Origin of the sequence: Pseudogemmobacter sp. W21_MBD1_M6, from assembly GCF_052119585.1 — a bacterium.
Lineage (GTDB): Bacteria > Pseudomonadota > Alphaproteobacteria > Rhodobacterales > Rhodobacteraceae > JBGQOJ01.
The window spans coordinates 75401-89056 of the sequence record NZ_JBGQOJ010000003.1; the positions used below are offsets into that span (position 1 = coordinate 75401).

The 13656-nt window shown below is 63.7% G+C and carries 16 protein-coding genes; 6 read left to right on the forward strand and 10 right to left on the reverse strand.

Going from position 1 to position 13656, the window contains the following annotated elements:
- Positions 1-55: 55 nt before the first annotated feature.
- Positions 56-292, reverse strand: coding sequence for an EF-hand domain-containing protein (locus tag ACEN2R_RS05880; protein WP_442040178.1), 237 nt, complete (start codon positions 290-292; stop codon positions 56-58).
- 93 nt (positions 293-385) lie between these two features.
- Positions 386-634, reverse strand: a complete 249-nt coding sequence (locus tag ACEN2R_RS05885) for a hypothetical protein (protein ID WP_442040180.1) — start codon at positions 632-634, stop codon at positions 386-388.
- 263 nt (positions 635-897) lie between these two features.
- Here ACEN2R_RS05885 and ACEN2R_RS05890 point away from each other — a divergent pair, with 263 nt between their 5' ends.
- A complete protein-coding gene (locus ACEN2R_RS05890) occupies positions 898-1380 on the forward strand; it encodes an RNA polymerase sigma factor (RefSeq protein WP_442040182.1) in 483 nt (160 codons plus the stop codon).
- A gap of 84 nt (positions 1381-1464) precedes the next feature.
- Here ACEN2R_RS05890 and ACEN2R_RS05895 read toward each other — a convergent pair whose 3' ends face one another.
- Complete coding sequence (locus ACEN2R_RS05895; RefSeq protein ID WP_442040184.1) at positions 1465-2607, reverse strand: alpha-D-ribose 1-methylphosphonate 5-triphosphate diphosphatase; 1143 nt, start codon at positions 2605-2607, stop codon at positions 1465-1467.
- A 53-nt stretch (positions 2608-2660) separates the two neighbouring features.
- Between ACEN2R_RS05895 and ACEN2R_RS05900 the strand changes: the two genes are divergently transcribed.
- A complete protein-coding gene (locus ACEN2R_RS05900) occupies positions 2661-3347 on the forward strand; it encodes a DUF1045 domain-containing protein (RefSeq protein WP_442040185.1) in 687 nt (228 codons plus the stop codon).
- Here the strand turns inward: ACEN2R_RS05900 and phnN are convergent.
- The 7 genes from phnN to phnG are packed head-to-tail and all read right to left on the reverse strand — an operon-like array spanning position 3329 to position 8319.
- Complete coding sequence (phnN, locus tag ACEN2R_RS05905) at positions 3329-3871, reverse strand: phosphonate metabolism protein/1,5-bisphosphokinase (PRPP-forming) PhnN (protein ID WP_442040187.1); 543 nt, start codon at positions 3869-3871, stop codon at positions 3329-3331. The genes ACEN2R_RS05900 and phnN overlap by 19 nt on opposite strands.
- A complete protein-coding gene (gene phnL, locus ACEN2R_RS05910) occupies positions 3871-4551 on the reverse strand; it encodes a phosphonate C-P lyase system protein PhnL (RefSeq protein ID WP_442040189.1) in 681 nt (226 codons plus the stop codon). The genes phnN and phnL overlap by 1 nt, the downstream gene beginning before the upstream one ends.
- Before the next feature lie 54 nt (positions 4552-4605).
- Positions 4606-5376: a phosphonate C-P lyase system protein PhnK gene (gene phnK, locus ACEN2R_RS05915; RefSeq protein ID WP_442040191.1), complete on the reverse strand. Its 771-nt coding sequence runs from the start codon at positions 5374-5376 to the stop codon at positions 4606-4608.
- Positions 5373-6227: an alpha-D-ribose 1-methylphosphonate 5-phosphate C-P-lyase PhnJ gene (locus ACEN2R_RS05920; protein WP_442040193.1), complete on the reverse strand. Its 855-nt coding sequence runs from the start codon at positions 6225-6227 to the stop codon at positions 5373-5375. The genes phnK and ACEN2R_RS05920 overlap by 4 nt, the downstream gene beginning before the upstream one ends.
- Entirely contained in the window at positions 6224-7309 is a 1086-nt protein-coding gene (locus ACEN2R_RS05925) for a carbon-phosphorus lyase complex subunit PhnI (RefSeq protein ID WP_442040195.1), read from the reverse strand. Before ACEN2R_RS05925 ends, ACEN2R_RS05920 begins: the two co-directional genes overlap by 4 nt.
- A 3-nt stretch (positions 7310-7312) precedes the next feature.
- The gene (gene phnH / locus ACEN2R_RS05930; protein WP_442040197.1) at positions 7313-7876 is read right to left on the reverse strand and encodes a phosphonate C-P lyase system protein PhnH; all 564 of its coding nucleotides are present in this window, start codon (positions 7874-7876) and stop codon (positions 7313-7315) included.
- Entirely contained in the window at positions 7876-8319 is a 444-nt protein-coding gene (gene phnG / locus ACEN2R_RS05935) for a phosphonate C-P lyase system protein PhnG (RefSeq protein ID WP_442040199.1), read from the reverse strand. Before phnG ends, phnH begins: the two co-directional genes overlap by 1 nt.
- 101 nt (positions 8320-8420) lie before the next feature.
- On the opposite strand from phnG, the gene phnF reads away from it, so the two are divergent.
- From phnF to ACEN2R_RS05955, 4 genes are all read left to right on the forward strand, one after another.
- The gene (gene phnF, locus ACEN2R_RS05940) at positions 8421-9143 is read left to right on the forward strand and encodes a phosphonate metabolism transcriptional regulator PhnF (RefSeq protein WP_442040201.1); all 723 of its coding nucleotides are present in this window, start codon (positions 8421-8423) and stop codon (positions 9141-9143) included.
- A gap of 51 nt (positions 9144-9194) precedes the next feature.
- A complete protein-coding gene (locus ACEN2R_RS05945) occupies positions 9195-10373 on the forward strand; it encodes an alpha-D-ribose 1-methylphosphonate 5-triphosphate diphosphatase (protein ID WP_442040203.1) in 1179 nt (392 codons plus the stop codon).
- A 164-nt stretch (positions 10374-10537) separates the two neighbouring features.
- Positions 10538-11251 (forward strand): SGNH/GDSL hydrolase family protein, encoded by a 714-nt coding sequence (locus ACEN2R_RS05950; RefSeq protein WP_442040205.1) that lies wholly within the window; start codon positions 10538-10540, stop codon positions 11249-11251.
- 216 nt (positions 11252-11467) lie between these two features.
- Positions 11468-13645: an autotransporter domain-containing protein gene (locus tag ACEN2R_RS05955; protein ID WP_442040207.1), complete on the forward strand. Its 2178-nt coding sequence runs from the start codon at positions 11468-11470 to the stop codon at positions 13643-13645.
- Positions 13646-13656 lie beyond the last annotated feature (11 nt).

A 13656-nucleotide genomic window follows, 5' to 3' on the forward strand; every position in this document is an offset into this window, starting at 1 on the left:
CGGCATCACGGTTGAAAAGGCCCCCGCACATCGGGGGCCTTTTGCCGTTTCTGCCCTACATCGGGATCGTGCCCGCCTCCTGCGCGGCTTTCAGCTCTTCCGCGTCCAGCATCCCGTCCTCATTGGCATCGGCACCGGTAAAGGCGTCCTCTGTCAGGTCGGGAAACGCCGCCATCAGCTCGTCCATCGAATAGACGCCATCGCCATCGGTGTCGGTCACCATGGTCTGGGCATTGGCCTGCGCCGCCCCAAGTGCAAGGATCGATGCCAGCGTCAAAACAAGTCTATTCATATCCAGGTCCTCCGTCGTGGCCTTTGGCCACTGGTCAAGATTGTGGCCAAGGGCCACAGGTTGATATCGTGGCCCAAGGCCACTGGTGACACGCTATTCCGTCTTGATCAGGCCCGCGTCTTCGGCGGCTGTCAGTTCGGCCTCGTCGATCATCGCATCGCCGTTCGTGTCGGCGCTGGCGAAGAGGTCCTCGCTGACGGTGGGATAGGCAGCCTGCATTTCGGCAAAGGTGATCAGGCTGTCGCCGTCACTGTCGATGTCAGCGACGCTTGCAATGGCCGCAGCCCCGCCCGCAAGGGCAAGCGCCAGCGTCATCGCCAGTCCTGTTAGTATCCGTTTCATCCTCGGTCTCCTTTTGGGTGTCACGCGTGGGAAGGTTTCATCGTGCCTTCCCTAACCAAGACGCGGAACCACACCGATTAATCCCGCACGGGGGCAACTGGATCAGCCCCCGCGCGGCGACTTGCCGATGCGGCAGGGCAAAACGGGCCAAAGAACGCCCAAAAAGCCCGCATCGCACCACAAAACGCCGCTTGGCGGAATTCCCCCGGATTGATTACGCAGGTCAGGGTGCCTTCATCAGGGGAACAGAAGGAGCGACCGACATGACACAGTTGACCGAACTGATGCCCGAACTTCTGCGCCTTGCGCGGATCCTTGCGACATCGCGACAAGACCCCGAGGATCTGGCGCAAGAGGTCCTGCTGAAGGTCTGGACCCGATTGGACCGGGGCGTCGCGATCGACGATCTGCGTCCCTATCTGATGACGGCCCTGCGCAATCAGGCACGGCGCGCGCCGCGCGCGACCGTCACACTGGACGAGGCCACGCTGCCCGCGACAGAGGCCGAAGCCCCGCGCCGCCTTGCCTGCGCCGAGGTTCTGGCCGCCGTCGCCGAGCTGCCCGAACGGGATGCGGCGTTGCTGTGGCGGGTTGTCATGGATGAGCCGGTGCTGGCAGATCTGGCCCAAGAGATGGACCTGCCACTGGGCACGCTGCTGTCCAGACTGGCCCGCGCCCGCGCCCGTCTGCGCCGCGATCTGGGGGTCCGGTCCGGTACGGCCACGGATCAGCTTTTGAACGGCTAGGGCGGGGCCAGCGGGCAGGTCATGCCGCCTGCGGCGCGGATATTTTTACCAAAAAGAGGGGAAAACGACGGTCTGTGCGACGCGTTACGCAACACGGTTTCCGCGCGACCAGACCTGCGCGATGACCGCATGATCCCCGTGCATCCGAAAGCGTAGAAGGTCGGCGTTCAGCCCCGCCACCAGCCGGCCACGATCGACAAGACCGGCGGCGGCGGCAGGGGCTGCAGTGACTGTCGCCATGCCCCGCGCCATATCGTTCCAGATGCCGCCCAATTGCACCGCAGCCTGCAACAAGGCGGCGGGCACATAGTCGGACGAGACAATATCCAGCAACCCCAGATCCGCCAGATCGCGCGCGGCGACATTGCCCGAGTGCGACCCGCCGCGGATCAGGTTCGGCGCCCCCATCATCACCGGAATGCCGTGGTCGCGGCACGCCTGCGCCGCCTCGATGGTTGTCGGGAATTCCGCCACCGTGATCCCGTGACGGGACGACTGCTCGACATGCGCGCGCGTCGTGTCGTCGTGGCTGGCCAGCACCGCGCCATAGCGCCGCGCCTCGGCCACGGCCGCCGCCTCGTGGGCATCGCCATGCAGTGCGCGCAGGCCTTTCAGATGCGCGACATGCTCGGCAAATTCGGCTTCGGACAGGTTGTTTTTGCCCATGACATAGGATTTCAGCTTGGACAGATCGCGGAACTGGCGCTGTTCCGGTGTATGGTCCATCAGGCTGACGATGCCGATGCGGTCTTCGGGGCCAAACTCCGCCATCTCCTCGATCAGGGTTTCGGAACAGATTTCGGCCCGCAAATGCAGGAAATGGCTGATTTTCAGCGCGTTCTGCGCCCGCAGGTCCAGTAATTCCCGCGACAGGTCACGCGCGTATTTGCCATATCGGCTTTTGCCGGTCGGGATCGACCCCACCCGCATCGCGTCGAAAACGGTGGTAATGCCCGTGCCCGCCAGTTCGGCGTCATGGGCCAGAATTGCCGCCGCGTGGGGCCAGTCCACCTTGGGGCGCGGGCTGATGTGGCGCTCCAGATTGTCGGTGTGCAGTTCGATCAGGCCCGGCGACAAAAAGTCGCCCGCGCAGTCGATCGCCCCTTTGGGCACGGCGGAACCGCTGTCGATGCGGCGGATCACGCCATCCGAGACGACCAGACTGCCGCGAACGGTCTCGGACGGCAAAACAAGGGTGGCGTTGGCAAATACGGTGTCACATGTCATTGGAATGTTACCTTAAAGAGGCATTCGGACGGGAAAACGGGAAAGATCACGATATGCAATTCATCCGCTATGCGGTCTATTTCACGCCCCGGCAAGGGCCGTTGGCGGCATTCGGTGCCGCCTGGCTTGGCTGGGACAGTGCCCGTGGGCAGCGCGTGCCGCATCCACAGATCGGGGGGGTGCCGCGCCCCGTGGCCGAGATTACCGCGACCCCGCGCAAATACGGGTTGCATGCGACGATCAAGCCGCCCTTCCGGCTGGCAGAGGGGCGCACCGAGGGCGATCTTGCGACGGCCCTGTCCGATCTGACACAGCGCCTTGCCCCTGTCGTGCTGGACGCGCTGGACCTGTGCCGGATCGGCGGGTTTCTGGCGCTGGTGCCGCAGGGCGACACCGCCGCGCTGAGCGCGCTTGCGGCAGAGGTCGTGCGCGGGCTTGATCCGCTGCGTGCCCCACTGAGCACCCTTGATCTGGCGCGGCGTCGTGCACCGGGTTTGACACCACGGCAAGACGACCTGCTGCGCGACTGGGGCTATCCCTATGTGATGGAGGAGTTCCGCTTTCACATCACGCTGAGCGGCAAGATGGCGACACAGGATCTGGATGCCATCGAGACGGCCCTTGCCCCCCGCGTGATCCCGCTGCTGCCGCGCCCCTTTGTCATCTCGGACCTGACGCTGAGCGGCGAAGACGAGGACGGCATGTTCCACGACATCCATCGCTACACCCTTGCCGGGTAAAGCGCGGCCAAGGCATCGTGCACGGTGCGGTCCAACGCGCCATCGTTGTGCAGGCTGATCACATCCGCTCCGGTCACAGGCATGTCGGGCTTGCGGGCCAGACGGTGTTCGATCTCGTCGGCGGTTTCGCGCCCCCGCGCCGCAAGCCGCTGCGCCAGCACATGCGGGTCCGCCACAAGCGACAGCACCACAAAGGGCTGGAACAGGGCGCGGGCCTGATCAAGCACGCCGCGCGACAGGTTGACCAGCGCATCCTGCCCGCCCGCCAACACCTCGTCCACCGACGCCGGTATGCCGTAGAACAAGCCATGCGCCCCCCAGCTCAATGAAAAACCGCCCGCATCGCGGCGTTGCGCGAAGTCGGTCGGATGTACCGCGTCAAAACACTCTCCGCCCGCATCTTGTGCCCGTGTGATCACGCGGCGCACAAGATGCAGGTCGGGGCGTGCAGCGGCCAACGCCGCCATCACCGTGTCCTTGCCGACACCCGACGGGCCAACCACCGCAATCAACCGGCCCCGCATCACTGCGCACCCGGCGTATAGACCGCCACGTCGATCACACGGTCACAGACCCGGTCCCGCGCGGCCTCGTCGTGGAAAATGCCGATGATCGCCGCCCCCCGCGCCTTGGCCTCTTCGATCAGGCACAGCACGGTCTCGCGGTTGGTCGCGTCAAGGCTGGCGGTGGGTTCATCCAGCAGCAGCGCGGGATAATCGTGCACAAACCCGCGCGCGATGTTCACCCGCTGCTGTTCGCCACCCGAAAACGTGGTAGGCGACAACTGCCATAGCCCCTGCGGGATGTTCAGCCGCGCCAGCAGCGCCCGCGCCCGGTCTCGCGCCTCCTCCACCGGAACGCCCAGCGTCAACAAAGGGTCGGCCACCACGTCCACCGTCGGGACGCGCGGCACAACCCGCAGGAACTGGCTGACATACCCAAGGGTGCGCCGCCGCAATTCCAGTATCTCGCGCGGCTCGGCACGGGCAACGTCGATGTCACCGACCATGATCCGCCCCGTGGCGGACAGGTAATTGCCATAGATCATCCGCATCAGGGTGGATTTCCCCGCCCCCGAGGCCCCGGTCAGCGCGACGCATTCGCCTGTGCCCACGGACAGCTCCGCCCCCTGCATCACCGGGATCACGGCGCCACCCTGATTGTGCAGGGTAAAGCTTTTCGACAGGTTCGTTATCTCGATCATCTGCATCTACTTTGTTCCAAAAATACTCGTTCCGCACGCGCCATAGGCACGCCCCTAGACCTGAAGCACCGAACTGACCAACAGCTGCGTATAGGCGTGCTGCGGATCGTCCAGCACCTGATCTGTCAGGCCGGTTTCCACCACACGCCCGTCTTTCATCACCATCAGCCGGTCGGCCAGCAGGCGCACCACTGCCAGATCGTGGGTCACGATGATGGCTGACAGTCCCATCTGCCGCACCAGACCGCGCAACAGATCCAGAAGGCGCGCTTGAACGCTGACATCAAGTCCCCCCGTCGGCTCGTCCATGAACACAAGCCGCGGCCCCGTCACCAGATTTCGCGCGATTTGCAGGCGTTGCTGCATGCCGCCGGAAAACTGCGAGGGACGGTCGTCGATGCGCCCCTCGTCAATTTCGACCCGCCCCAGCCAGTCGCCGGCGGCATGCCGGATCTCGCCGTAATGCCGTGCGCCGACCGCCATCAACCGCTCGCCGACATTGCCGCCCGCGCTGATGTTCATCCGCAACCCGTCGCGGGCGTGCTGGTGGACAAAGGCCCAGTCGGTGCGTCCCAGCATCCGCCGCTCGGATTCGGACATCGCAACGGTATCCTTCGGACCGCCTGCTCTGGTGTCGAACACGACCTGCCCCGCGTCGGGCACAAGATGCCCCGCAAGGCAGGACAAAAGGGTGGATTTCCCCGATCCGCTTTCGCCCACAATACCCATGACTTCAGCAGGATAGAGGTCAAAGTTAACGTCAGCACAGCCGATCCGCGCGCCATAGCGTTTGGTCAGGTCGCGCACCTGCAACAGCGGGGTCATTGTGCCACCCCCTGTGCGCCCACATGGCCCGCGTCGCGCCGTGCGCCGCAGAAATCCGTGTCGGAACACACGAACATCCGCGTGCCTGCATCGTCCATGATCACCTCGTCCAGATAGCTGTTACCAGCACCGCACAGATCACAATCGTGATCGGCCTTTGTCGCCTCGAAGGGAAAATCGTCAAAATCCAGGCTGACCACGCGGCTATAGGGCGGCAGCGCATAGATCCGTTGCTCGCGGCCCGCGCCGAACAGCTGGATCGCGGCCATTTCCATCTTCGGGTTGTCGAATTTCGGGATCGGCGAGGGGTCCATCACATAGCGCCCCTCGACCTTGACCGGATAGGCATAGGCCGTGGCAATCGCGCCATGCTGGCTGATATCCTCGTATAATTTCACATGCATCAGGCCGTAATCCTCCAGCGCGTGCATCTTGCGGGTCTCAACCTCTGACGGCTCCAGAAAGCGCAGCGGTTCGGGGATCGGCACCTGATAGACAAGGATCTGGTCCTCGGTCAGCGCCGCCTCTGGGATGCGGTGGCGGGTCTGGATCACGGTGGCCTCTGTCGTGGCCTCTGTCACCGCAACCCCCGCCGTTTTCTGGAAGAACTTGCGGATCGACACGGCGTTGGTGGTGTCGTCCGCCCCCTGATCGATCACCTTCAGGCGGTCGTCGGGCGTCAGTGTCGCCGCCGTCACCTGCACCCCGCCGGTGCCCCAGCCATAGGGCATGGGCATTTCGCGGCTGGCAAAGGGCACCTGATAACCGGGGATCGCCAGACCCTTCAGGATCGCGCGGCGGATCATCCGCTTGGTCTGCTCGTCCAGATAGGCAAAGTTGTAATCGTTCATTCCGCAGCCTCCTGCATCGCAACGCTTGCCTCGCGGCGCAGCTTGCGGACCAGTTCCAGTTCTGACTGGAAATCGACGTAATGGGGCAGTTTGATATGTTCCAGAAACCCCGTCGCCTGAATGTTGTCAGAGTGGTAGAGCACGAATTCCTCGTCCTGCGCGGGGGCGCCCAGATTGTCCTCTCCCAGCTCTTTCCATCGCAGGGCACGGTCGACCAGCGCCATGGAAATCGCCTTGCGTTCGGTCTGACCAAAGACAAGGCCATAACCGCGGGTGAATTGCGGCGGCTGGGTTTTCGACCCTTGGAACTGGTTCACCGTTTCGCATTCGGTCAACTCGACCTCGCCGATCTCTATCGCAAATCCCAGTTCAGGAATTTCCATTTCAACAGAACAGGTTCCGATCCGAAGCTCACCCACAAACGCATGGTTTCGCGCATAGCCCCGCTGGGTGGAATAGGCCATGCCAAGGATGAAGCCCTCGTCACCGCGTGTCAGCGATTGCAACCGCAATGCGCGGCTGGCGGGCAGTTCCAGCGGTTGCCGCGTCAGGTCGCCCGGTGCGGCCTCGCCTTTGGGTTCGTCCTGGATCAGCCCCTCGGCGTTCAGGAATTCGGTGATATGCGGCGTGGGCTCCATACGGGGTGCTGCGGTGGGCGCCTCCGGCACCTCGCCCCCGGCGGCCAGCGCAAAATCAATCAGGCGGTGGGTGTAGTCGAACGTCGGCCCCAGCACCTGCCCCCCCGGCGCATCCTTGAAGGTCGCGCTGATCCGGCGGTCGCAGGCCATATCGGCGGTCTCGACCGGCAGGCTATGCCCCAACCGCGGCAGGGTCGTGCGATAGGCGCGGATCAGAAAGATCGCCTCGATCAGATCGCCCCGCGCCTGTTTGATCGCCAGCGCCGCCAGGTCGGGATCGTAAAGCGACCCTTCGGCCATGACGCGGTTCACCGCCAGCGACAGTTGCTCGCGGATCTGCGCCACCGACAGTTCCGCCACGCCTTTGTCGCCGCGCCGTTCCTCGGCAAGCCAGGCATGGGCGTTATCGATGGCGCGCTCGCCGCCTTTGACTGCGACATACATGGCTCAGCCCACCCGTGTTGTGCGGGGCAGCCCCGCAACGCGGTCCCCCGTTGTGAAAAAGAAATCCAGCCCCAGAGGAAACAGCCGCGCGTTGTCCTGAAAGGCTGCAAGATCGGGCAGGCCGAAACAGGCGCTGTCCTTGATCCCCGGCCCCCGCAGGGTCGCGCCGCCGTCGGTGAACGCGGGCAGTTCGACAATCAGCGTGGCAGAGCGATCGGGATAATCGGCCTGCCCGATGGAATAGGCACCAGGATCGCCAAGCGCGTCCCACGTCCCCAAAGCAAAGGCGCAACGGGCCGCCCCGACCAAAGGCGCGCCGGTGTGAAAGGTGATCCAGTCGCGGATGTCGGCCGTGTCGTGCCCGCCCGCCAGATGCACCGGCGTTTCGGGGTCAAACAACGTCAGGCACAGCGTCCCCGCCGCCACCGACATCGGCACAGGCGGGCGCGCTCCGCCAATCGCGTAGACCCGGCCGGGCCGCGCCATGGCGTTCATTGCCGCGCGGAACGCATGGGACGCCTCGACAGAGGTATCCCCGAACCCGCCCTGAACTGCAAAAGCCTGCATCAGTCCTCTCCTCTCACCAGCGTGAAGAATTCGACCCGCGTCGCCGCAGCCTTGGCCGCCCTTGCGGATTTCACCACCGCCATTTCCAGTTCCAGCGGGTCCAGCACCTGCTCGCGGACCCGTGCCGCCGCATCGCTTTGCATCAGCGCGTCGATCAGGGCGGCCTGCACGGCCTTGGGTTTGTCACGACCCTGCACATAGCCGTGCCCGATCTGGCCTGTCGCCAACTGGACAGAGCAGCGGGTGACTGTCATCTCTCCCAGATTGAACGGCGCACCCCGCGCCCCTGCCCGCCCGCGCACCATCACCGCACCGATTTCCGGCGCGCGAAGCACGGCGTGGTCAGGCGCCGCGCCAAGTGCCGCAAACCGGTCCGCCAGCGCCAAGGCAGGGGCCTTGGCCAGCAGACCCATCCAGCTTTTCCGTTCCGCTACATTCATCATCTAGACACCTTGCAGATTTGTCTAACTTACTATACAACTAGACAAATCTTACGGCCTGACCCGTCGCGCCGCAATCCCCCAAGATGTGAAACTTTAGTGACATGACCCGCACCCCCGTCTGGAAATCCATCGCCGAGACCCTGACCGCCGACATAGCCAACGGCCACTATGGCGCGGGCGACAAGCTGCCGACAGAGGCCGCCCTTGCCGCGCGCTTTGGCGTCAACCGCCATACGGTGCGCCGCGCCCTTGCCGATATGGCCGAGGCGGGGCTGGTGCATGCGCGGCGCGGCGCGGGCGTATTCGTGGCGCAGACACCCGCAGAATATCCCATCGGCAAGCGCGTGCGCTTTCACCGCAACCTGATGGCGGCGGGCCGCCTGCCTGCGCGGCACATCCTGTCGCTGGAAACCCGCGCCGCCTCTGCGCCAGAGGCCGCAGCACTGGACCTTGCCCCCGGCGATTTGGTGCATGCCTGCGAAGGGGTCTCGCTGGCCGACGGGCAACCGCTGGCGCATTTCATCAGCATCTTTCCCGCGGCTGCCTTCCCGGACCTGCCCGACCACCTGCGTGCGCTGGGGTCCGTAACCGACGCCCTGCGCGCCTCGGGCCTGCCCGACTACACCCGCGCATCGACCCGGTTCAACGCCACGCCCGCGACGGCCACACAGGCGCTGCACCTGCGCACGAAGGAAGGCGCCGCACTGCTGCGCACCGTCAGCCTCAACGTGGGCGCACAAGGCCGGCCCGTGGAATTCGGGCAAACGTGGTTTGTCGGGGATCGCGTGACCCTGACACTGGCGGAAGCAGCGCCCGTCACCTGAATGATACATTCCCACGCTAAGGTTCTGAAAAACAAACAGGCGAGCAGAACAATGACGGCTTCACTCTCCCTCTGCCTGCGCGGCGCGGATGTGCTTTGCGACGGCAGCCTTCGGAACGGTATGGTGGCGATCGACGCTGGTCGCATTGCATCGAGTGCTGCGCATAGCATTGATCTTTCAGGCTTTCTTATCCTGCCCGGCATCATCGACCTGCATGGTGACGCGTTCGAGCGGCACATCGCACCCCGCCCCTCGGCCCCCTTCCCGATCAGCGCGGGCCTTGCCGCCACCGACCGCGATATGGCGGCAAACGGGGTCACCACCGCCTGGCTGGCGCAAAGCTGGTCCTGGGAGGGCGGGGCACGCGGCCCGGACTTTGCCGAGACCCTGATGCTGGACATGGAAACCTACGCCCCGCGTGCGCTGACAGATATGCGCCTGCAACTGCGGGTCGAAACCCATACGGTCGACACCGAGGCACGCCTGCTCAGCGCCATCAGGCGGCACGGCATCGGCTATGTGATCTTCAACAACCACCTCGACGAGGCCGTTCATCTGGCCCGCACCCGCCCCGAAGAAATCCTGCTCTGGGCGAAAAAAGCAGGCCGCAGCAGCCAGCAGCACATGGAAATCGTGCGCGGCGCGCGCGACCAGAAACAGGCCGTTCCGCGCTATCTTTGCCGCCTCGCCGAGGCCTTTGACCAGATGGGCATCCGTTACGGCAGCCATGATGACCCCGATGGCGCCACGCGTGAGACCTACTCGCTGATGGGCGCGCGGATATGCGAGTTCCCCACCGCCGCCAACGCCGCCGCCTCGGCCCGCGCGGTCGGCGATCCGGTGCTGATGGGGGCACCGAACGTCGCGCGCGGTGGGTCACAGTCCGGCAATATCGCGGCCACCGACCTGATCCGCGCCGGCCTGTGCGACGCGCTTGTCTCCGACTATCATTACCCCGCTCTGGCGCTGGCGGCCTTTCGTCTGGTGGATGACGGGTTGATGGATATGGCCTCGGCCTGGGCCATGATCTCGACCCGCCCTGCCGCAATCATGGGGCTGTCGGACCGGGGTCGCATTGCCGAAGGGCTGCGTGCCGATCTTGTCGTGCTCAACCCAGAGACGCGCCAGATAGAGGCCACGATCTGCGCGGGTCGCATCGCCTATCTGTCGGGCGAGGCCAGCCACCGTTTCATGCGGGGCATGCGCGATCTGGCCGTGGCGGCAGAATAGCCCGCGCCTTTCTTACTTCTCTGAATATCCTCACCGAGGGCACTCTGTCTCCATAGATCAACCCGGCCTTACGGGTCTTGCCGCGTGCGAACAACTTGACCGCGACGCCGATCATCGGCATTCAGCGCCAGGCGGCATGCCGCAGGGACAGTCCGGGGTGGGCGATGTTGAAGAACCTGATTTCATTTGCGGCACTCTTGCTGCTGACAAGCTGCGTCGAGCCGATGACCGGCAAATCCGATGCCCGCATCCTTGTGATGGGCGACTCGATGATGGCCTTCAACGGCACCAATCGCCAGTCGGTTGCCGATGCCATCGAGGCCAGCTTGGGCGAAGAGGTGATAGACCGCGCGGTCACAGGGGCGCGATATTTTTATTACCTTCCCATCTCGGGCAGCGCCGGCGTCAGGATCACCGAACAATACCGGCCCGGAAAATGGGAATGGGTCGTGCTGAACGGCGGCGGCAACGACCTACTGTTCGGATGCGGCTGCGGTAAATGCGACACACAGCTCGACCGGCTGGTCTCTGCCGACGGCCAGCGCGGGGCGATCCCCGCTTTTGTCTCGACGATCCGCGCAAGCGGGGCAAAGGTGATCTATACCGGCTACCTGCGCAATCCGGGCGTGCAAAGCCCGATCAAGGCCTGCCGGCCCGTCGGCGACGAGCTGGACCGCCGCCTTGGGCGTATGGCCCTGCGTGATGCGGGCGTGGAATTCCTGTCGATTGCCGATCTGGTTCCGAACGGTGATCGGTCCTATCACCAGATCGATCTGATCCACCCCTCGGTCAAGGGCAGTCGCGCCATCGGCAAGCGCATCGCGCGGCGCATTGTGAGCCGGGATCACAACGCGCCCCGTCGCCCCAGGGTTGAATAGACCTGTTGCAATTATGCACTTTTTCCACCGACCTCGCGAAAACAGGAAACGTCCCGTCAAAAACAGGTGACATAATATTGCACAGGCACCATCCATTCGGATGATGACATTGAACTTAAGGATTATACCATTCGGCGCGTATTGGCGGCGACAGCGATCACTCCTTTCGCGTCGTGTTGCGGTTCTTTTGGGTTTTTCAAACATACAGGTTAAGATATGAAAAATACGACATCACTTGGCTATCGCCGCCGCGCCCTCGCCGCATCGGTCTTTCCGGCGCTCGCTGTCCTTGCCTCTCCGGCCCTGGCGCAGGACGCATTCACCGATCTGGGCGGTTTGGGTGGAACTTACACTTACCCAAACCGTCTCTCGGCGGATGGCACGACGGTTGCCGGAAACAGTAACATCACCGGCAACATGGCAAACCGCGCGTTCCGCTGGGTCGATGGCGAAATGACAGACCTTGGAACGCTTGATGGCACCTACAGTAACGCGATCCATGTCTCTGCCGATGGTGCGGTGATTGTCGGGTATGCCTATCTCGAGGGCAATTCAGCCTACCACGCCTTCCGCTGGGCAAACGGCGAGATGGTCGATCTTGGAACGCTTGGCGGAACCTACAGCTATGCCTATGACGTCTCTGCCGATGGTGCGGTGGTGGTGGGCGATGCCAACGCTGCCGACTATCAGTCTCACGCGTTTCGTTGGGATGCCGTCAACCTGATGCAGGACCTCGGAACGCTTGGCGGAACCTACAGCCATGCCAATGACGTCTCTGCCGATGGTGCGGTGGTTGTGGGCTATGCCGCCATTGCCGGAAACCAGTACCAACACGCGTTTCGCTGGGACGATGGCGAAATGACCGACCTTGGAACGCTTGGTGGCATAAGCAGTAACGCCACTGCCGTCTCTGCCGATGGTGCGGTGGTTGTTGGCAATGCCGACACTGCCGGCAGCCAGAATCACGCGTTTCGTTGGGATGCCGTCAACCTGATGCAGGACCTCGGAACGATTGGCGGAACCTACAGCTATGCCACTGCCGTCTCTGCCGATGGTGCGGTGGTTGTGGGCGATTCCGCTACTGACGGAGGACAGTCTCACGCCTTTCGTTGGGCGAATGGCATTATGGAAGATCTGGGAACCCTGGACGGAGGCACACGCAGCAACACCCGTGCGGTTTCCGCAGATGGCCTTGTTGTTGTCGGATCGTCTTCGGACAACATAAGTGCTGAATCTCCGATGGAGAGCAGCAAACAGGCCTTTCGCTGGTCAACCACGGATGGCATGCAAAGCGTCGATGACTGGGTGATTGCCGGGGGTGGCGAAATCCCCGATGGTTATATCTTGACCGACGCGATGGGCGTCAGTGACGACGGGTCTGTTGTTATGGGGCGCGGGTCTTTCAACAACCAGAACACCGGCTGGCTGGCCAAGGGTAGCGGGTTCCTGAGCGACACCGCCGCGTTCGACCGCAGCGTGATCCAGTCCGGCGGATCGGTCGCCGGTGTCGGGATCGGCGCAAGCAACCTTGCGCTTGGGGGCAGCCATCACAGAACCCTGTTGGACAGCGGCCTTGCCATGTCCGACAAAGGCACCTGCGCATGGAGCACGGTTGACGCCGCACGGAACAAATCCACCGATGCGAATACCGCATTGGCGGAAATCGGCGTTTGTGGCGATGTTGGCGGCTACCGCATCGGCGCGGGTGTCGGCACCACGACAACAAAGCAGGACTGGGATCTGGGTGGCACTGCACGCTACGACGGGAACTATATCCTTGCCGAGATCGACCGCGAGTTCGCAACCGCCGGTGGCAGCACGCTTCAGGCCAGCCTTCTTGCCTACCACGCGTCCTTTGATACCACGCTGAACCGGGCCTATGCGAATGGCCCAGGCACCGATGTTTCGACCGGGCGCCCCGATCTGAAAACATCCGCGCTGAAGGCACGGCTGGACTGGAAGAACGCGGCGGCAATGGGCGGCTTTTCGGTTTCGCCTTACAGCGCTGTGACCGTCACGCGGGCCAAGGTGGGCGGCTATACCGAAACCGGCGGCGGCTTTCCTGCGATCTATTCCCCGACAACGACCAAAACCACCGATCTGCGGGTTGGTGCGGCCTTTGCCGGAGAGATTGCATCGAAAACCACACTGCACACCCAGATCGAGGCCGTGCACCAGTTCCAGGATACGACAGCCGGGATCAACGGTCAGGTGACGGGGCTTTACGCCTTCAACCTTCCCGGTCAGGCGCTGACCCAGAACTGGGCGCGGGTGACGATGGACGTCGATTATGCCGTGTCCCCGACAACGGTTCTGACGGCAGGCTTTAACGCGGCGACCAAGGGAAACCAGTCGTCGGCGGGCATCACCATCGGGCTTCGCGCCGCGTTCTGACGCAAGCTGCA